This is a genomic window from Myxococcales bacterium (assembly GCA_016706225.1).
In the GTDB taxonomy this organism is placed as follows: domain Bacteria; phylum Myxococcota_A; class Polyangia; order Polyangiales; family Polyangiaceae; genus JADJKB01.
In genome coordinates this window covers 78936-98690 of the sequence record JADJKB010000006.1, presented here as the reverse complement: position 1 = coordinate 98690, position 19755 = coordinate 78936, and the positions used below count along the sequence as shown (strand labels likewise).

Genomic DNA, 19755 nt, shown 5'->3' with positions numbered 1-19755 from the left:
CGGCAGGAGCCGAAAACCATGGCGCTTTTTCTGGACAGCTCGGACCCCAAGGAGACCGCGGAGATCTTCGCGTGGGGAGTCGTCTCGGGCGTCACCACGAATCCGCTGATCATCAGCCGCGAGGCGCCGGACGCCGATCTGAAGGAGCGCATCCTGGAGGTCATCGTGGCCTCCACCGGCCACGTGTCCGTCGAGCTCACGACCGAGACCGAGCGCGAGATGATGGACGAGGCGCTTGTGTACTGGAACTGGGCACCGACCCGCGTCTGCGTGAAGGTGCCGTTCTCCGAGATCGGGCTCAAGGTACTGAAGCAGCTGGCGGACAAGAAGGTCGCGACCAACGTCACCTGCATGATGAGCTTCAACCAGTGTTACCTGGCGGCGCTGGCCGGTGCGACCTACGTCAGCATCTTCAGCGGTCGGGTTGCGGACATGGGGTACGACGTGCGGCCCATCGTGCGCGAGCTTCGCGCCATTCTCGATCGCGAAGAGCTGCCGAGCAAGATCATCGTTGGCAGTGTGCGACACATGATCGACGTGAACGAGGCGCTGATGGACGGCGCGCACATCGTGACGGTCCCGCCGCCGATCTTGCGCAAGATGCTGTGGAACCCGCGCACGGAGTCCACCATTCGCGAGTTCAACGACGCCTGGGCGAACCGCGGCAAGAAGTGAGCACACCCGCCGGAACCAGCGGAAAATGAGCGAGAACAACCAAGCCTTGGGCCAGGGCGCGCTGATCGTCACGCCCACCTACAACGAACGCTACAACCTGCCGCTGTTCGTGCGGGCCACGCTCGAGGTTGCGCCGGCGGCGAACCTGTTGATCGTCGACGATGCGTCGCCGGACGGTACGGGTGAGGTCGCCGACGAGCTCGCTGCCACTGACTCGCGCATCAAGGTCATGCACCGCCCCGGTAAGATGGGGCTCGGCACGGCGTACGTGCAGGCGTTCGAGCGGGGGCTGGCGGAGGGTTACCGCTACTTCTTCGAGATGGACACGGATCTGTCGCACGACCCGAACTACCTGCCGGCGTTCTTCGCGGCGCTCGACGAGGGCAACGACGTGGTGATCGGCTCGCGCAACATCCCCGGCGGCGGGGTCGAGGGTTGGGGCCTGGGGCGGCACGTGCTGTCGAAGGGCGGCTCGCTCTACTCGCGCATGATCCTGGGTGTGCCGGTGAAGGATCTGACGACGGGCTACAAGGCCTTCAACGCCAAGGCGCTACGCACCATCGATCTGGCGGGGGTTCGCTCGAACGGGTATTCGTTTCAGATCGAGACGACCTATCGAGCCTTGCTGCGGGGGCTGCGGGTGAAAGAGGTCCCGATCGTGTTCGTGGACCGCCGCGCGGGGGAGAGCAAGATGAGCCGGCGCATTTTTGCCGAGGCCATCATGATGGTGTGGAAGCTCCGGATCGCGGCGGTTCGCGGGCAGATCTGAGCGGGGCGGAGGGGTTGGGCGGCACGGAGCGCGCCTGCCCGACCGCGCGGGCGCGAGTGGTTGCGAATGCGCGGTGCGGGATGGGCGGACGTGCCGGAGAGCATCGCGCCCGAACGCGATGCTCTGCTCGCGGAGCCCGACGCGGGCGTGCGACGCTCTGCTCGCGGAGCCCGACGCGGGCGCGCGATGCTCCGCTCGCCGTGCAGAGCGAAAGAAAACCAACTTCCCGCTTGACTGATTTTTGTGAGCGCCGCGTTCGCGATCGAGCACCCGCCGCGCGATGCCGCGTTCTCGACGCGAGACGAGTCGTTCGAGGCGCGTCTGCGCTCACGACCACACAAAACGCATTTTGCTCTCGGAAAGAAGCTCTGCGCGGCGCCTGCGAGCTCCAAAATTCGCGTGGTATGCGGAGAAGCATGAACGCATACCATTCCGTGTCCGACGCCGAGCTGCTCGCGCTTCTCGCTTGCGCAGTTCGCTCCGAACGCGCCGCGTCGGCCGACGTGATCGCCCACCTGGCCGAGGTCGATCGGCGCCAGCTCTATCTGGATGAAGCTTGCTCGTCGCTCTTCGCGTACTGCATCGAGCGCCTCGGTTACTCCGAAGACGGCGCCACGAAACGCGTGCGGGTGGCCCGTCTCGCCCAGCGCTTTCCCCGCCTGCTCGACGAGCTGGCAAGCGGCGCCCTGCATCTAACCGGGCTGTTCTTGCTCTCGCGGCATCTGACGGACGACAACGCCGAGGCCTTGCTTTCACAGGCTCGCGGGAAACCCCGGCGGGAGCTCGAACAGCTCCTCGCGCGCTGGTTTCCGCGGCCGGACGTGCCGGAGCGCATCGAGCCCGCGCCCGCGACGCCCCTGTTCGCCGAGCCCGCGACGTCCCTGTTCGCCGCGCCCGCATCGATCACCTGGCCCGGGCCAGGTAACTCCGCGCCGACACCGTCTCGCGCCCGGATCGAGCCGCTCTCCCCCACCAGCTACCGCGTCGAGCTCACCGTCAGCGCCGAGCTGTACGAGAAGCTCCAGCAAGCAAGGAACCTGCTCAGTCACGCCCTGCCGAGCGGCGATCTCGCCGCGCTGTTCGAGCGCGCCATCGACCAGCTACTCGAGGTGGAGAGACGCCGGCGCACCGGAGCGAACCAACCCCGCCAGCGTCGAGCCCAGAAACCCGGCTCGCGACACGTGCCGGTCGACGTGAAGCGCCGGTCCTGGATCGAGACGCGAACTCGCGCTCGGGGGCGGGTTCTCCCCCCCCCGTGCGCCCGGGGTTTCGCGGGGGGAGCCCCGCCCCCCCCGCGGCGCGCGGCGCCGCCGGCGGTCGAATGCCATCGAACCACTGTTCACCGACGCGCTGGGCGACGCTGCCGCGAGGCGCTGTCCTCCGCTCGAGCACGACCCCCGCCATTGCGCCGCGCGGCCCCGCGCCGGCCATCGAGTCTCCGGCTGCTTTGCAGCGCGCACAACGCCCACGCTGCGCAGCAGGTCTTTGGCGAAGAGCACATCGAACGCAAAGCGCGCCGAAGCCAGGAAAGCCCACAAGCCCGAGCCCGCTCGGGGCGCCGGCTGGGCGCCGGGTTGCAGGGAGAAGCCCGCCCGCTGACGCGCGTGGCTCCGCAAACGGACGAACCCGCCATCGAACCACTGCGCTCCGCGCAGCTGCTAACGCCAACAGGCCCCCCCCCCCGCGGCAAACGCTGGCCGCGGGACTCGAGCTGCTCCCGCCTCGCACGCGATCGGCCCCGCCTTCGCGAGCTGACCCCGCAGCGCCCGCGTACGCCGTCGACCCCGCGCGCGAACCTCGGCTAGACCTCGCTGCCCCAAGGCTTTTCCACGATCAACGAGTCGGCGTCGACGCGCAGGCGACCGTCCAGCCGCTCGCGGGCAGCGTCGGCGAGCGCCGCGGCGAACATCGTTGCGCTGGAGAAGCGGCGTTCGCGATCTTTGGCCAGCACCAGGGCGAGCACTCGCTCGACGTCGGCGCCCAGCCACGGTGCAAGGTCCAGCGGTCGCGTCGGCTGCAGATGCACCACGTTGTACACTGTCAGCACACTGTCCGGCGCGGTGAACGCCGGGCGCCCGGTCAAACATCGATAGGCGATCACGCCCAGAGAAAAGACGTCGCTTCGGTGATCGACGTCGAGTCCCCGGGCCTGCTCCGGCGACATGTAGCTCGGTGTGCCGATGATCGCACCCTGCGTAAGCTGACTCGTGCCCTCGCGCACCTTCGAGACGCCGAAATCGAGCACCTTCCACACTCGCGCAGGCCCGTCCTCCGACAGAAACAGGTTCTGCGGTTTGATGTCGCGATGCACGATCCCTGCACGGTCGGCCACCGCCAGCGCCTCGGCGACCTGCGCGACGATCTGCGCGACCTCGGGCATGTCGAGTCGTTTTGCTTCACGCAGCCGCTCCGCCAGGTCGATGCCGTGCAGCAGCTCCATCGCGATGAACGGCGAACCATCCTCGGCCCGACCCATGCCGAGCACGTCCACCACGTACGGCGACTTCAGCGTGCCAGCGACCTTCGCCTCCCGAAAGAACCGCTCCAGCAGCTCTGCGTCGCCCACCACCGCCGGATTCAGGAACTTGAGCGCGACGCCGCGCTTCGACGAGACCTGCTCGGCCCGGTAGACCTCTCCCATCGCACCCCGACCGATGATCTCACCCACGCGATACCCTCCGACCTCACGATCCGTGAAGCGGCCGATGTTCGCTGCGCGCGCCACGTCGAGGTCGGCGCGCGCTTCGTTGAGCAGCGCCTCGCGCTGGCGGATCTGCAGCGCCGCCTGCTCCAGGCGTTCGAAGGCCTCGCGCGTCGCCTGCCGGCTGCGGCGCGCCATGCTGAAGGTGAGCGCCAGAAGCAGCTCCGCACTGACCGTCAGCGCGGCGAGGCCGCGTAGATCCGGGTGTTCGATGGCAACGACGGCCCGGTCGAGCGGGATCACCCCCGCCATACCGAGGCTAGCGAGCACCGCGTATCCCCCGGCAAGCAGCACGTAGATCACCCACGCGCCGAGCTTCGAATCACTCAACCCGAAGTAGTAGATGCCGACGCAGGCCCCCATCACCGTCGGTGAGAACACGCCCACGTAGATGGTCGCCGCGAGGATCGACACCACGCAGGAGAGCGCGTGGAAGAAGCCGAGTCTGGGATCGTACCTTTCAAGATCGCGGAACCAGAACAGCAGACCCAGGGACAGAAAGAACGTCGCCGCAAGGGCGGCCGCGACCAGGCCGCGAAACGGCAGCGCCTCGCTCGGTGCGTAGAGCGCACCCAGCGCCGCGACGGACAAGAGCGCGGCGAGCCGCATCAGCGCCAGCGTGCGTGTGGCCTCCTCGCGCGACAGGATCACGGTCGCTTCTGCGGTCTGGAGCGAACGGCCGGTCGTTGGCCTGAGCAGCTCGGGCGTCGTGATGCTGGCAGAGCCCGCGGGAGACGCCGCGACCGTGGGGGCCTCGTCGGCCTCTGCGGTTCGGTCTCGGACGGTCGGGTCGCTCTCGGTCGGCATGACACTCGGGCTCGAACCCGAGGCCGGCATCATACGTGGGTTGGGGCTCTCGGTCGCTCCGGGACCGCACGCCACGTTTCTCGTTGACTCCCCGGCCCTCGCCGCCCAGATCGTCTGGGCCATGGACTACTGCTTTCTGGGAGCCACGGGTGTTCGCATCTCGCGCCTCGTGTTCGGCACCATGTCTTTTGGGTCCGACGCGGACGAGGCCACGAGCGGCGCACTCTTTTCCCGCGCGCGGGATGCCGGCATCAACTTCTTCGACTGCGCCGACGTGTACGCCAAGGGCCGCTCCGAGGAGATCCTCGGCAAGCTGATCGCGGGCTGTCGAGACGAAGTGGTGATCTCGACCAAAGCGTATTTTCCCACCGGCAGCGATCAGAACGCCCGGGGCTCGTCGCGGTTTCATCTCGTGCGCGCGGTGGAGGCGAGCCTGCGCCGCCTCGGAACGGACCGCGTCGACGTGTTCTTCTTGCACCGCTTCGACGACCAGACACCCCTCGACGACACGCTGCGAACCCTCGAGACGTTGGTGCAGCAGGGAAAGATCCTGTACCCCGCGGTCAGCAACTTCTCGGCTTGGCAGACGGCCAAGGCGCTCGGCCTCGCGGGTCAGCACGGGCTCTCACCGATCGTTGCGTCGCAGCCGATGTACAACCTGCTCAAGCGCCAGGCAGAGGTCGAGATCTTGCCGCAGGCCCGCGCGGAGAACCTGGGTGTGTTGACCTACAGCCCCCTCGCCGGCGGCCTGCTCAGCGGCAAATACGGGGTCGGACGGGCGCCGCAAGCCGGGCGCGTGGTCGACAACGCAATGTACAAGACGCGCTACGGCGCCGCGTCGAACTTCGAAATCGCGGAGTCATTCTCTGCCCTGGCCAGCGAGCTCGGCATTCATCCGGCGACCCTGGCCATCGCGTGGGTCGCGGCGGCGCCGGGCGTCACCGCGCCGTTGATCGGCGCGCGGAGTCTCGAGCAGCTCGAGCCGTGTTTGGCCGCGGCCGAGCTTCGACTCGACCCGGAGACCCACGCGCGCATCACGGCGCTGTCACCGACGCCGCCACCTGCCACCGATCGCAACGAAGAGACCTCGGCGCACAATTACGGTAGCCGCTGAGAGGGGTCATCGGTGCCCGACTCGAAGCTCGTCGTCGGAATCGACCTCGGCACCACACACACCGTGGTGGCCTCGGCCAGGCGCGAGGCCAACGCGGAGGTCACGGTCTTCGAAGTGCCGCAGCTCGTGTCGACCGGTGAGGTCGGAGCGCAGCCACTCTTGCCTTCGTTCCTCTACGCTCCCTTGCCGGGCGAGGTCCCCGACGATCCCTTCGGGGACGCGCCGTTTGCTCTGGGAGAGGTGGCACGCCGCCGCGCCCAGGAGGTCCCCGGTCGCGTGATTGCGTCGGCGAAGAGCTGGCTCAGCCACGCGGCAGTCGATCGCACGGCAGCGATCTTGCCATGGGGCGCGGCGGAGCAAGACCCGGCGCCGCGCATCTCCCCGGTAGAGGCCAGCGCGCGCTTGCTCGCACACGTCCGCCGAGCTTGGGACGTCGAACACCCGAGCGCGCCTCTGGCGGAGCAAGAGGTCGTGCTCACCGTGCCGGCGTCCTTCGACCAGGCAGCGCGGCTCCTGACCTTGCAAGCTGCGCGCGACGCAGGTCTCGCGGTTCGCTTGCTCGAAGAGCCACAGGCGGCCTTCTACGACACACTCGCTCACCTCGGCCCTGCACACTTCGACCAGGTGCTTGGTGAGGCAACCGAGGCGTTGGTGCTCGTGTGCGACATCGGTGGCGGCACTACCGATCTCACGTTGATTCGCCTGAGCCGAGCGGCGGATGGTGGCCTGGGTCTCGATCGAGTCGCCGTCGGCCGTCACCTGTTGCTCGGCGGCGACAACATGGATCTGGCGCTGGCGCATGTTTGCGAGGCGCGCTGGGTGACACCTCCCGAGCGCCTCGAAGCACGGCGTTTCGCTCAGCTGGTTGCCGCCTGCCGCGACGCCAAGGAACGGCTTCTGTCCGACGGCGCGCCGGACTCGGCTCCGATTGCCCTGGTCGGCAGCGGTTCGGCGCTGGTCGGCAGCACCCTGCGCACGGAGCTTTCTCGCGCGGACACCGAACGGCTGGTGCTCGATGGATTCTTGCCGCGCGTCGGCCGCGACGAACTGCCGAAGCGCGGACGCTCGGGCCTCCTGGCGTTTGGCCTGCCGTACGAACACGACGCGGCGATCACGCGCCATCTCGCGGCCTTCGTTGCGCGCCACACCCCGGCCGAAGTTCCCATCCGCGCGCTGTTGTTCAACGGCGGGGTGTTCCGCGCAGCCCTCGTCGCCGAGCGAGTGCTCGAGGTGGTCCGCTCGTGGAGTGATGCAGCGTGTGAACGTCTGCCGGAGCGTGACCCCGATCTCGCCGTGGCGCGCGGTGCCGTAGCCTATGGCCTCGCCCTCGGCGGACATGGGCTCGTCATCGGAGGTGGAGCCGCGCAGGGTTTCTACATCGGAGTGGACGACGCCAAAGCGAAGCGAGCGGTGTGTGTGGTGCCACGCGGCGCGCGCGAAGGGGAACGTCACATCGCAGCGGGGCGGCCGCTCGCGCTCAGGGTCGGACGTCCGGTGCAATTCGAGCTCTACTCGGCGGACCACGCGGTGCACACGCCAGGCGAGCTCGTCGAGCTCGACGATGAACGTTTCACTCGCCTGCCGCCCGTCGCCTCGACCTTCGAGGCGCGGGCGGGCGGCGAGGAAGTGTTGGTTGCGCTCGAAGGGGAGCTGTCGCAGGTTGGAACTCTCGAGCTGTCGTGCATCGAGAGCGCTCCAGCCGATCCCAAATCCCCTCGGCGCTTCGCCCTCGCGTTCGAGCTGCGCGCTCCGACCGAGAGCAACGCCGAGCCACGACTGTCGGAGCGTCCCAGACCGAGCGTGCGCCCCGAGAGCAACCGCTTCGACGAGGCCAAGGTTGCCATCGAGCGCGTGTTCGGGCCAGCGCGCGCCGACGTGAAGGATCGCGAGGTCAAGGATCTGTGGCGCGAGCTCACGCGGGTGCTCGGAGAGCGGCAGACCTGGAGCGCCGAGCTGTGTCGCGCGCTGTTCGACGAGATCGCACCGCTCCACAAGGCGCGCAAACGTTCGGTCGATCACGAGCGCGTGTTCTGGATGTTCGCCGGTTATTGCCTGCGACCCGGCTATGGGCACCCGCTCGATCCAGGTCGCATCCGCACACTCTCGCCGCTGTTCGAGCAGGGGCTCGTGTTTCAGGACGAAGCGCGCGGCTGGCAGCAGTTCTGGATCGCCTGGCGGCGCATGGCCGGTGGGCTCGCGGAGAACCTGCAGAGCCACATCCGTGATCGGGTGGATCCGTTCCTGGCCCCGGCGGGTCAGGCCGGCAAGAAACCCAAGGGCATGCGCCCCCAGGCCCTCGACGAAATGCTGGAGCTTGCCTCTGCGCTCGAGCGTGTGCCCAGAGAGCGACGCAGCGCGCTCGGCGAGTGGTTGCTCGAGCGCACCTGGACCGAGCAGAACCCGCGCCTCTGGGCTGCCATCGGCCGCCTTGGTGCCCGCGCGCCGGCCTACGCGAGCTTGCACCACGTGATCCCGACCCGCGTCGCCGAAGGCTGGCTCGATCATCTGCTGAGAGAGAAATGGTCGGAGGTAGCGACTGCGCCGCGCGCCGGCATGTTGCTCGCACGCGCGACGGGAGATCGGACCCGCGACGTGCGCCCGGAACTGGCAGAGCGAACTGCGCGAGCCCTGGCGGGAGTCAACGCGGACGCCGAGTGGATCCGTGCGGTGCGTGAGGTCGTCCCGATCGAGGACCGGGAACGAGCCGAGTTTTTCGGCGAGGAAATTCCGCGCGGCCTGCGTTTGGCGGAGTAATTGGGGCCGAGGTGCGACGGTGTGTGCACGCCGCCAGCGCGGTCCCAGATTGGCAGCGCTGCCTGCCCGGTCCTGCACGGCTGGATCTGGAACCCAGCGGCGACGGCGAAAAGCCACGCGCTGCTGGTGAGCCGTTGGGGTCGGTGCGACACTGTCCGTGGTCCAGGGGGACTCATTCGAAAGCGGTAACCAAATCATGATCCGACCCGCCCCCCTGTTTGGTCTCGCCACACTGGTGCTCTTCGTTTCAGCTTGCTCCGGCGGTGACCCGACGCGCGAGCGCCCTTCGAGCACGTCAGAATCCATCGTCGGCGGCGTCGATGACACGGGGGCGGCGGCGCACAACAACGTGGTCATGCTCGGCATTGCCGGCGGCGGCTACTGCACGGGGTCCCTGATCGCGCCCAAGCTGGTCCTCACCGCGCGGCACTGCGTTGCGCCAAACCTGACCCCGCAGGGGATTGGCTGCGACATCAACGGAAACTCGACCAACGGCGATCACATTGGCAACAACTACGCGGCGTCGAGCATCAAGGTCTACACCGGCACGAAGCCGGCGTTCTGGGGCACCCCGGTGGCGGTCGGCACGCAGCTCTTCACCCTGCCCACCAAGAACCTGTGCAACAGCGACATCGCCTTGATCGTGCTGAACACGCCGATCACCAGCGCCACGCCGATGAAGATCCGGCTGACCTCTCCGCCCGTCATCGGGGAGCTTGCCACCGCGGTCGGCTACGGCTCGATCAATGACAGCCCCCAGGGTCAGGGTGTCGGGACCCGAAGGCGTCGCGCCAACGTACCCGTCGTCAGCGTGGGCAAGGACTGGAATCAGAACCTTGGGGACGCTGAGCTCGCTGCGGGACAGGCGATTTGTTCGGGGGACTCCGGGGGTCCACTCATCTCGGCGGGGGGAGCGGTCATTGGCATCGCGTCGCGGGGCGCGAAGTGCACCGATCCCAACGAGAATCCGAAGTACGCCCGCGTTGATTACCAGAAGGCGTTGATCGACCAGGCTTTCGCCGCGGCGGGTGCATCGCCGCTCCTGGAGACCGGCTCGGGCACACCCATCACACCCAAAGCCACCGGCGAGGCACCGTGCAAGACCGGCGCCGAGTGCAGCTCGTTCTTGTGTGCGGCGGGTGGTTACTGCACCGACTTCTGCAGCGCCTCGTCGTGCCCGACGGGCATGGTCTGTCAGGACGTCTCCTTCCCGATGTTCACCAAGCCCGTGCCCGCGTGTGTACCCCTCGGCGGCGGCACGGCGTGTGAGCAGTGTCGCAACACCGAGTGTGTGAACGTCGTCTCGGACTGTATCGCAGACGCGAGCTGCAAGGCCGTGTTGGCTTGCGCGGACGCTTGCGCCGATGCTGCGTGCATCGCGGCCTGCAAGGCGACGAACGCTGCCGGTGCCGATGCCTACGACTCGGTCGCCTATTGCGCCTGCAACAGCAGCTGCGCCGCGCCGTGCGCGAGTCACTGCAGCGCCGGGACGGGTGGAGCCGGCGGGGCCGCGGGTGGCGGAGGCGCAGCGGGAGCGGGCGCAACCGGTGCTGGCGGCGGTGCGCCGGGCGGTACCACGGGCTCGGGTGGCGCGGGCACCGGCGCCGCCACGGGCACGGGGGGCAACTCCAAGGGTACGTCCGACAGCTCCGGCGGGTGCAGCGTGCCGCGGCGCGGCTCGTCGTCGAATGGGTTCTCGCTGGCGCTGGCGGCGCTCGCCCTCGCAGTGGCTCGACGTCGACGCACGGCGTGAGCGGGCGCGCGGGACGACGCCGGCTCACAGCGAGGTCGACGCGGGCGCGCAACCCGTGCGCGCGAGGCTTCGCCTGTGGCTGCGCGTGTAGTCGATGCACGCACCTCATTTCGTCCGCGTGCGTCGGAGTACTCAACTCTTGGGGCCGGAGACCGTGAATCACCAGTGAGGCGCCCGCATCGATCAGGGCGTTGCCATTGATGTCAAAGGGTCCACTCCTCTCGCTCGCCGCGTCCTTCGCCCTCCTGGGCATGACTCACCCGGCTGCCGCCGGAGAACCGCTGCCGATGGCCCGCGCGAGCTTTCCCCTCGTCACGGAAACTGCGGACCCGCCGCCCGCTCGCGAATCGAGCCTGGATCGCCTCTCCCCGAAGGTCGTGGCCGCCCTGCCGCTCTTGCCCGGCGCGGCTCCCAAGACTGCGCCGCCCCAGCCAGCCAACCATGCCGCGCCGCCCCCAGCACGACCTCCGACGGCCGCGCGAAGCCGACCGACGAACACCGCTCCGGAATGGGAGGTCTCCCTCTTTCGCAACCATCCGAGCACGCGCTCGTTGAATGAACGCCAGAGCCGCGGCCCCGACCAGGTCACCCCCGAGCCTTCCGCCCGCGAGCGCGATCTCTGGATGCTCTCCATCGAAGGCGTGACGCGCGCACCGATCGACGCCGGCCTGCAAGCAACCTTCGAGACACCCGTGGGCCTGCGTTTCTTCGGCGGCTACGGCTGGGTGCCGAGCATGTACTTGGGGCGCATCATGGGAACCGCCGCGCAGATCAGCTCCGATCCCGTAGTGGGCACGGTGCTCGAGAACGGATTCGACAGCGGCAAGGTGTGGCGTGCCGGCGTGGGATACCGCCCGTTCCGCAGCGTCGGGGTGTACCTCGACGCGGGCTACGCGCGCGTGACACTCCGCGGAGAGTTGAACTCCGCAGAGCTGAGCGGCGTTCCCGGTCTCGGCGGCAGCGAGACCGTCGACAGCACGCTGGGCCTCGGTTTCGTGGAGCTCGGTTATCAGGCCAAGATCGCCGAGCGCGTCGTGCTCGCGCTCGCGGTGGGCGCGACGAAGGTGTTCAAGGCCGATACCCGAGTGACCGGCAGCGGCGGCGCGGCCGACGATCCGAAGATCAACGAAGCAGCGGCAGTCGTGGACGACGGTCTCGAGACCTATGGACTCTTGCCGACGTTGACGCTGCGTCTCGGCCTCGATCTGATCTGAACCGAGTGCGTGCGGCCGGCGGCGAGTTCGGCAACATCCAGGTCGCGGGCTGCAGCTACACCTGTAGCTTCTCGTACTGAGCGGACGCGCTCTCAGTCGCACGAACGCGATCTCAGCTGCACGGTCCCGCGCTCAGCCGCACGGCCCAGCGCACATCGTATCGGCACAGCCGATCGCCGCGTCGTACTCTGCCTTGCCCTTCGGATACTGCTTGTCGCAATCACTGAGGCAGTCTGCGACCCCCGCATCGCCGGCGTCCCCCGGCAACAGCGCGCAGGCGAGGATGCAGTTCACGTAACCGTCGTCACAGTCCGAGCTCGCGTAACAAACGTTGATCGCCGCGCAGCATTCCTTCTCCGCACAGGCGTTGCAGGCGGCGTTCTTGGAAGAATACGGCTTGGTGAGAGTGCACACGCTCGCATCGGCCGGTGCATCTGCGCCGGCGTCACCGGCGACTCCGGCGGTCCCCCCACTACCCGCGCTGCCCCCACCCGACGTGTTTCCAGCGCTTCCCCCGCCCGAAACGGCACCGCCGACGCCACCCCCGTCGCCGGAGGCTCCACCACTCGAGCTCCCGCTTGCCCCGCCCACAGCTGACCCTGCCGAACCGCCGCCCTCGCCATCCGCGCTGCACGCGAGCGGAAGAAGCACGCACGAAAACAGCCAACCCGAAGGGACGAGCGCTGAGCGGAGTCTCATGTCTGGAAACCTACCACCGAAGGCGCGCCGCGCGGACCCGCCAGGCCAGCGCGGCGTAATCAGACCAAGCCCCGCCATGCGCCCGGCGACACGAGCGCCGCGGGTCCCCTGACCCTGTGGTAATCTCGCCTGGTTGAGGGACTTACCATGACAAAGAAGAACTTCCTTGCTGCAGTGTGTGTGTTGAGCGCGGTCGGACTCGTCGGCGCCTGCGGCGGTAGCAGTGACGACAGCGGCAGCGGCGGAAAGAGCACGGGCGGCGCCTCGAGCGGCGGTGCCTCGAGCGGTGGCACTTCGAGCGGTGGCACTTCGAGCGGTGGCACTTCGAGCGGTGGCACTTCGAGCGGTGGCTCTGCCGGCACCACGAGTGGCGGCGCGGCCGGCGCAGCGACGGGTGGTGGCGCAGGCACGGGCGGCGCGGCAGGCGCAGGCACGGGCGGCGCGGGCACGGGCGGCGCGGGCACGGGCGGCGCGGGCACGGGCGGCGCAGGTACCGGCGGCGCGGGTGGCGGCAACGCGACTTGTCCGACCCAGGCCCCTCAGGACAACTCGAACTGCACCACCTTCAGCACCGGGTTGAATTGCCCGTACAACAACAACCAGTGCACGTGCTTCACGTCGTTCAACAACAACAAGCAGTGGAACTGCAATCAATGTCCGGCGACGAAGCCGGCGGAAGACGCACAGTGCAACAGCGGCGGCGCGCGCTGCAACTACGGCGATCAGCACTGCGGGTGTTTTGGCAACACCTGGAATTGCTCGGCGTGCCCGGCCACTGCGCCGCAGGACAACGCCTCGTGCACGACTCAACAGTCGGGCCTTCAGTGCGCGTGGGGCACGACCGCGTGTTCCTGCTCCCAGGGCAACTGGAACTGCAACACACCGAGCGCGAACGGCTGCCCCAATCAGGAGCCGAACCCCGGCAACAACTGCAACTTGCCGGCGACGACACAGTGCCAGTACGGCAACACGACCTGCGTCTGTCTGAACAACCAGTACTTCTGTAACTGACCCGGCGCACGTGCGCCGGCCTCCGGCCCGCCCGCGTCACACAGGACGGGAGCGGGCCGGTGGTCTTTTTGTTGCCCGCCCAGACTGAGCCGCCGTCCAATTTGCGGCGTGGCGGACGTTCTCGAAAGGGCGACGACGGGGCGCGCAGGCTGTCGGGGCTGCGGCCGCAAGATCGAAAAGGGGGACCTGCGTTTCGGAGAAACGCTGCCGAATCCCTTCGGCGAGGGCGAAGCAACCTTCTTTTTTCACCTCGGCTGCGCCGCGTGCAACCGGAGCGAGAAATTCCTCGCAGCGCTCTCCGGCACGGAGCTCGACGTACACGATCGCCAGCGGCTGGAACGAGTTGCCGCGATTGGTGTCGCTCACCCGCGTTCCACGCGATTGCTCCACGCCGAGCGCGCGCCGTCGGGACGCGCCCGCTGCCGGTCGTGCAAGGAGCTGATCTCAGATGGCGGGTGGCGCATGTCGTTGGGGATCTTCGAGGAGGGGCGCACCGAGCCCATTGGCTTCATTCATCCGGAATGTTCCAACGCTTACTTCGAGACTCGTGAGCTCGACGAACACATCGCGCTCTTGACGCCGGATCTTTCGCCCGAAGACTTGACGGAGCTCGTGTTGCTGTTGACGCAGGGGCCGAGCAGCGTGGTTTCACCCGGACTGGCGCGAGCCAAGGCCGAACCCGGACCCACCCTGGCCAGGGCGCCCGCCGCTGAAAGTGCGTCCGCATCCCGCCGGAAACAGCGTTCGCGCTGACCACGCGACGCGGCCAGCTTTGCCCTCGACGGGCCGCGCGGCCGCACCAGCGGCGATCTTGCAAGGGCTCCGGGCGGCGGCGCCGGGTCAGTGATTGCTTGCGCCACGGACCGCGTTCTGCCATGTGGCGGGCGAAGGCCATGAAGCGTCCGACGGCAAAAGCGAAACCAGCTGCCGGAGCCAGGCCCGCGCCCGCGAAATCCCAATCGACCTCTGCAAAAAAGCCCAATCCACTGAAGACAAAAGCACAGCCCTCCGCGGCAGCCTCGAAGCCGGCAACAGCGAGCCCGAAATCCGCTCAGGCCAAGCCGGCGGCGTTGAGCAAGAGCGCGCTGATCATCAAGGCCGCCGAGACGTTGGCTCCTGGGGCGATGAAGGTCTCCGCGCGCGTGCGCCTCGCCGTGGAGAATCCAACGGGCTACGTCACACGACACCGCCCCGAGCTCGCAAAGCGCGGCGTGACGACGCCGACACCTCGCTTGCCGTTCTTCGCGCTGCTCGATGGGCTCGACGCCGATGGACGGGTCGCGCTGGTCGAGGGCAATGCCTCGGCGAAGGAGGTCCTGCTGCGCGTGCGCAAGCTGAAGGCGCCCAACAAGCTCGACTTCCGCTGGGCGGATTCGCTGGACTTCACGAGCCTCGAGAACGTGACGGCGGAGCGTTTTCTTCAGGCCATCGCCGCCCGCGCGGAGCCGGCGGGTGTAGTTTTTCTGAGCTTGGACACCGGTACCGACCAGCACGCCGTGGTCATGGTCGATCGGTCGCGCGTGAACATCACTCTGGCCGCGATGAAGGCCGCGGGTTACCCGGCTCGCATCGTCGCCGTCAAAGCGCTGGTCGAGAGAGCCAAGCCGGCGGCCAAACGCACACGCGGAGGCGCGCCCCTCGAGGAGTGGCCCGAGTGCGACGCAGATCCTTCCAACACCTGGCGCTATTTCATCGACAAGGACGGGACGCGCTCGCTCTGCCTGCGCAAGTGGCCCCAGGCGTTCGACTTGATGCACGAGAGCCTGAAGAGCCCCGCGCCTTCCCGCTCGGAGAAGAAGAGCTTCGCGACCGTACAGCAGTGTCGTGAGGCTTATGTCGCGTTCTACGCGGAGTTGGCCAAGGACGGCTGGCTGCAGTTTGCCGCGCCGGAGCACGCAAAAGAGCTCAAAGCGCGGGCATCTTCCCGCAAGTGAGCACCGCGCTCGCAGCGGCGCGCGCTCGGCCTCTTCACGTCGGCGCGCCCCAGAAGAAGTAACCCTTGCCACCCAGGGCGTACCGATACGTGCCGAACTCCCAGCGGTAGTCGGCGCCGAAGGGCTCGACCATCTCTCGCAGCTCACCCTCTTCGTAGACCCGGAGTGTGCTCACGAAGCCGTCCCACGCGCTGATGCCCAAGGTGAGCGGCGTGACCCCCCAAGCGAGCACGGTCTTGCCCAGCGTGCGCTCGGGCGTGAGCACCGGGTTGGCCAGGAGCGCCGCCAGACCAAAGGGAGCAAAGGCGAGGAACTGAAGCGGGTTTCGGTCGAACGCCTCCGACACCCAGATGGACGCGCGCGAGCGCACCGCGTCGGCCAGGATCTCGCGGGCGAGCTCGGGCGGGAAATGGTGAAACGCATTGATGATGGCCCGCGCTCGGCCGTGGCTGGTCTCCGCCGGGATCGCGGTTGCGTCCAGCGCCGTGTAGTGCGCCTGGATCTTGGGCTCACGCGCGGTGACCCGCGCCCAGGCTCGCTCGCGGGGATACAAGTCCGTCAAGAGCAACTCCGGCGGCTCGCGCCCGACGCGTCGAAACTCGTTCACGACGATCTCAGCCGGGCCTCCCGCGCCGGCGCAGAGATCGATCACACGCTCCGTGCCCGCGGCGTCCAGGAACTCCGCGAACGGCTCGACCATCCCGGTGAGTGTCCGGCCCCAGCTCAGGCCCCGGCTCAGCGACTCCACGACGGTATCGCGCACGTCGGACCCAACCCAGTCGAGGTCGTTGAACTCGAACAGCTGCAGGCGTGGCAAACGCATGGTTCGAGCTTTACTCCTTCTCGCTCCGCGCGCTGAGCCAGGGCGAAATCCAGGGCAATTCCAGGCGCGCCATCAGTGAGGCGCCCCACACTTGCCGAAGACGTAGCCCGGCTGGCACTCACACAGGCACTGCCAGAAGCGGGAGCCGTAGGTGCAGCGCGGCACGACGTTCACACTGGCCGCGCCAACGTACTCGTCGTCGTCCACGCGCACGACGAGTCGCCACTCGAGCCCATGCACCATGCGTTCGCCGTAGTTGGGGCAGGCAACCAGGTGCAGGAAGTTGGAGTTGTCCTCCGAAGGGGGCTCCACCTTCTCCGAAGCGTCCGGCGTGGGTTCGAGCTTCACGACGCGCGTGTCGCTGACCAAGATCTGCTCCGTGGTGGGATCGATCAGCTCCGCCGTCATGTGCACGGCGCCCGGCGGCATGCCCGCGACGCGTGCGCCAGCAAAGGCCGCGTACCCGCCTTGACTCGCCAATCGAACCGGCAGGTCGTCTCCGTCGGCCAGCAGGCGCAAGGGTTCACCTTGCACGGTGAAAAATCCGGGCTGCACCTCGACCGGCTTTGGAGGAAGCGCGCTTGCGTCGGGGCGCGCCGTGCCGACACTGGCCCCCTCACTCTCGGAGCACGCCAGACACAGCGCCGAGAGCGCGAACCAGAACGCGGGGGATGGCGACGCCGGCGCCAACATGGTGACGGAGTGAAGCAGGTTTCTTCGGGCTCGTCGAAGGCACAGGCGCAATCGTCATGCGTCGGCCCCGAGCGCGACTATCGACTCAGCCGGTACACCGATTTGTCGCCGATTCGCATCCAGTACAAATGCGTTCCGTCCAGACCCCAGAGAATGTCGGTCGCAGTGGACCCGTTCTGCACGAACAGCTGTTCCGTCCCGCCCGAGAGAGGCTTCTTCATCACCTTCGCCGAGGCAGCGCCCCACCAGAACAGCTCCGTCGCGTCTCCCAAGAGGAGACTCAGCGTACCTTGATTGGTGGCGAAGTCTTCGACTGCTCCGCCGGTGATCGACACACGGCGCACGACCCCGGAAGGAACCGCCCAGCTCACCCAGCCACCCCCGACTGACAGCTGCGCCACGCTGGTCTCGTCCGCGAGGAACTTGGGGGTGGTGCTGCCCGGACCGACCCGCGCGATGTGGCTCCCATCGAAGTAGAAGGCCGTGCCGCTCTCCGCCGCGAGGCTGTTCGGGCTAGCGCCGGTGCTGATGAGGGTCGTGGTGGTTCCACCGCTGAACGGTCGAGCGTAGACCGCGCCGGACACAGTCCAGTAGACGCTCGTCGCGTCGACCGCCACGGCACCGGGTGTGTTCTTCGAGCCGGCGCAGGCAATGCTCTGTGCTGCGCTCGCGCCGGACGGAAGCTCCAGCAGGCAACCCGCTGCGAACAAGTACAGACTTCCGGAGGGGGCGGGCACGAGTGCCTTGACCCCGCCGGTCTTCTTGTCGAGCACGCTCGGGTTCGCCCCGGGGGAGCCAATCGAGACGATATCTTGAACGGTCGAGGTCGTGCTCGTGATGGGGTTGAACTTGCTGTATTCGCGGGCCAGGTAGAGAACGCCGCTCTTCACTCCGAGCGCGGTCGTCCCCTTGGCATCGTTTGTCATTTGAGTGGGCGCGCACTGCCCCGTGTCGCACTGGGTGTCCTTGCAATCGCGGCCGCACGAGCCGCAATTCTTCTGATCCCCAAGCGACGTTTCACACCCGTTCGAGTCATCGCCGTCGCAGTTGCCCCACGCGGCCGTGCAGGCGATCACACACTTTCCGGACTGGCACACCGAGCTCGAAGTATTCGTGGTCCCGCAGCTGTGTTTGCAAGTTCCACAGTTCAGCGCGTCGTCTGCTGTGGCCATTTCGCAGCCGTTCGCCGGGTTGCCGTCACAATCGCCGGCCAGCTCGTCGCAGGTGATGGTGCACTGCCCGCCAGCACACGACGGCTCCGCATTCGGTGCGCTCGCGCAGTTCTGACCACATACGCCGCAGCTCGTGGGATCCGTCAGCGTATCGACCTCACAACCGTTCGAGGTCTTGCCGTCGCAGTCGGCACGCCCGACCGTACACGGCCAGACGCCACCCTCCGGGCCCGCGTCGGCGCTACCCCCGTCGACCGCCGACGGGTTGACCTCGTCGATGGCAAGACAGCCACCGACCAGAAGCGTCAACAGCATCGCCGCGGTGGACGAGCGGCCCATGCCTCGAATGGTACCACCCGACGCGCCAGCGGCGAGGCACGCCACTCGGCTCGGGCTCATTGCACGCAGAAAGGAGCGCATGATCTTCGCATGCCAGGCATTTCCGGGCCTGTTAGCCTGAGCACAAATGGGGAACGAACAGCTAGCGGCGGCGGCTCGCTCCGAGCCAGTACAGGTCATCGAAAAAATCCCGGTAGGCGGCGACCACGGCGTCGACGCCGCGCTCATCCAGAGCGAGGGCATCCCGACGCCGCCTGATCTTCGCATCATGCCGGAGCTCGGGAGGGGGGTTGCCGGGCGCATTCATCCGGCGATCGATCGCTACCTGTTGCGCAGGGTGGCGCTCAAGCGCCTGAGCAAGGAGCTGGCGCAGCACCCATTTTATCGCGACGGTTTCATCGCCGAGGCGCAGATGACGGGCCAGCTCGAGCACCCGAACATCGTGCCGGTGCACGAGCTGGGTGTGAGCCCGGAGGGTGTGCCGTTCTTCACGATGAAGCTCGTGCATGGAGTGTCGCTGCGCGATTGGCTGCGCGATCGCCAGCGTCCTCCCGGCTCCAGCCAGCGGCTCGAGGCCGGGCTCGAGATCTTCCTGAAGGTGTGCGAGGCCATCGCTTACGCCCACGACTCGGGTGTGGTGCACCGGGACTTGAAACCCGAGAACGTGATGGTGGGCAGCTTCGGTCAGGTCTACGTGATGGACTGGGGCCTGGCGCGGCTCACGCGCAGCATTCCGGCGTCCGGGGCGCGCGCGCAGATGGAGGCCGAGGGCCCGGTCGGCACGCCGCCCTTCATGGCGCCCGAACAAGCCCGCGGCAAACCCCACGAGATGGACGAGCGCACCGACGTGTTCGGGCTCGGCGCGATCCTGTATCAGCTCGTCAGCGGCAGGTTGCCCTACGGAGCGCTGCGCGATCCGAAGGAGATCATCGCGCGTGCGCTGGCCGGTGAGACCGTCGACATCGACGCGGCCACGGCGGGTTTGCAGATCCCGAAACGCATTCGCCAGATCGTGACCCGGGCCATCAGCAAAGATCCAGCCGCGCGATGGAGGAGACGCTGTCGGTGATGGAGCCCGGCGACGCGTTCGGCGAGATGGCGCTCTTGCTCTACGAACCGCGCGCGGCGTCGGTGGTGGCGGAGGGCGAGGTCACGCTGCTGGTGCTCGACAAGCAGACCTTGAGCGAGGGTCTGGGCATCGATGGCTGGACGGGCGCGCTGGTGCGGGGTTTGGCCCAGCGTTTTGCAGATCTCGAGCAACAGGTGCGCGCCAGCGGCATGCGCCGCGGTTGAAGAT

Annotated in this window: 17 protein-coding genes; 12 read left to right on the top strand and 5 right to left on the bottom strand. The window is 67.8% G+C overall.

Features of this window, described 5'->3' with window-relative positions:
- Window positions 1-18 precede the first annotated feature (18 nt).
- From IPI67_13755 to IPI67_13745, 3 genes are all read left to right on the top strand, one after another.
- Window positions 19-675, top strand: a complete 657-nt coding sequence (locus tag IPI67_13755) for a transaldolase (GenBank protein ID MBK7581265.1) — start codon at window positions 19-21, stop codon at window positions 673-675.
- A 25-nt stretch (window positions 676-700) separates the two neighbouring features.
- Window positions 701-1444, top strand: a complete 744-nt coding sequence (locus IPI67_13750) for a polyprenol monophosphomannose synthase (protein MBK7581264.1) — start codon at window positions 701-703, stop codon at window positions 1442-1444.
- A gap of 416 nt (window positions 1445-1860) precedes the next feature.
- Complete coding sequence (locus IPI67_13745) at window positions 1861-3249, top strand: hypothetical protein (protein MBK7581263.1); 1389 nt, start codon at window positions 1861-1863, stop codon at window positions 3247-3249.
- Here IPI67_13745 and IPI67_13740 read toward each other — a convergent pair.
- A complete protein-coding gene (locus IPI67_13740) occupies window positions 3246-4952 on the bottom strand; it encodes a serine/threonine protein kinase (GenBank protein ID MBK7581262.1) in 1707 nt (568 codons plus the stop codon). The genes IPI67_13745 and IPI67_13740 overlap by 4 nt on opposite strands.
- A 121-nt stretch (window positions 4953-5073) precedes the next feature.
- Here IPI67_13740 and IPI67_13735 point away from each other — a divergent pair, with 121 nt between their 5' ends.
- From IPI67_13735 to IPI67_13720, 4 genes are all read left to right on the top strand, one after another.
- Entirely contained in the window at window positions 5074-6066 is a 993-nt protein-coding gene (locus IPI67_13735) for an aldo/keto reductase (protein MBK7581261.1), read from the top strand.
- 12 nt (window positions 6067-6078) lie between these two features.
- Window positions 6079-8820, top strand: coding sequence for a hsp70 family protein (locus IPI67_13730; GenBank protein MBK7581260.1), 2742 nt, complete (start codon window positions 6079-6081; stop codon window positions 8818-8820).
- Between the two features lie 196 nt (window positions 8821-9016).
- Window positions 9017-10573 (top strand): S1 family peptidase, encoded by a 1557-nt coding sequence (locus IPI67_13725; protein ID MBK7581259.1) that lies wholly within the window; start codon window positions 9017-9019, stop codon window positions 10571-10573.
- Between the two features lie 200 nt (window positions 10574-10773).
- On the top strand, window positions 10774-11787 hold the full coding sequence (locus IPI67_13720; protein MBK7581258.1) for a hypothetical protein: 1014 nt from the start codon (window positions 10774-10776) through the stop codon (window positions 11785-11787).
- A 132-nt stretch (window positions 11788-11919) separates the two neighbouring features.
- Here IPI67_13720 and IPI67_13715 read toward each other — a convergent pair whose 3' ends face one another.
- Window positions 11920-12486: a hypothetical protein gene (locus IPI67_13715; GenBank protein MBK7581257.1), complete on the bottom strand. Its 567-nt coding sequence runs from the start codon at window positions 12484-12486 to the stop codon at window positions 11920-11922.
- A 147-nt stretch (window positions 12487-12633) separates the two neighbouring features.
- Between IPI67_13715 and IPI67_13710 the strand changes: the two genes are divergently transcribed.
- The 3 genes from IPI67_13710 to IPI67_13700 all read left to right on the top strand — a co-directional run bounded on the left by IPI67_13710 (window position 12634) and on the right by IPI67_13700 (window position 15431).
- Complete coding sequence (locus tag IPI67_13710) at window positions 12634-13497, top strand: hypothetical protein (GenBank protein ID MBK7581256.1); 864 nt, start codon at window positions 12634-12636, stop codon at window positions 13495-13497.
- Window positions 13498-13605: 108 nt separating this feature from the next.
- Complete coding sequence (locus IPI67_13705) at window positions 13606-14250, top strand: hypothetical protein (GenBank protein MBK7581255.1); 645 nt, start codon at window positions 13606-13608, stop codon at window positions 14248-14250.
- Between the two features lie 317 nt (window positions 14251-14567).
- A complete protein-coding gene (locus tag IPI67_13700) occupies window positions 14568-15431 on the top strand; it encodes a hypothetical protein (GenBank protein ID MBK7581254.1) in 864 nt (287 codons plus the stop codon).
- Between the two features lie 34 nt (window positions 15432-15465).
- Here the strand turns inward: IPI67_13700 and IPI67_13695 are convergent, their stop codons facing one another.
- From IPI67_13695 to IPI67_13685, 3 genes are all read right to left on the bottom strand, one after another.
- Entirely contained in the window at window positions 15466-16254 is a 789-nt protein-coding gene (locus tag IPI67_13695) for a class I SAM-dependent methyltransferase (protein MBK7581253.1), read from the bottom strand.
- Window positions 16255-16326: 72 nt separating this feature from the next.
- Window positions 16327-16947 carry a hypothetical protein gene (locus IPI67_13690; protein ID MBK7581252.1) on the bottom strand — a complete coding sequence of 207 codons (621 nt, stop codon included), beginning with the start codon at window positions 16945-16947 and terminating at the stop codon, window positions 16327-16329.
- 77 nt (window positions 16948-17024) lie between these two features.
- On the bottom strand, window positions 17025-18458 hold the full coding sequence (locus tag IPI67_13685; protein MBK7581251.1) for a hypothetical protein: 1434 nt from the start codon (window positions 18456-18458) through the stop codon (window positions 17025-17027).
- A gap of 127 nt (window positions 18459-18585) precedes the next feature.
- On the opposite strand from IPI67_13685, the gene IPI67_13680 reads away from it, so the two are divergent.
- Together IPI67_13680 and IPI67_13675 are read left to right on the top strand one after the other, a co-directional pair.
- A complete protein-coding gene (locus tag IPI67_13680) occupies window positions 18586-19527 on the top strand; it encodes a serine/threonine protein kinase (protein MBK7581250.1) in 942 nt (313 codons plus the stop codon).
- Window positions 19506-19751 (top strand): cyclic nucleotide-binding domain-containing protein, encoded by a 246-nt coding sequence (locus IPI67_13675; GenBank protein ID MBK7581249.1) that lies wholly within the window; start codon window positions 19506-19508, stop codon window positions 19749-19751. The genes IPI67_13680 and IPI67_13675 overlap by 22 nt, the downstream gene beginning before the upstream one ends.
- Window positions 19752-19755 lie beyond the last annotated feature (4 nt).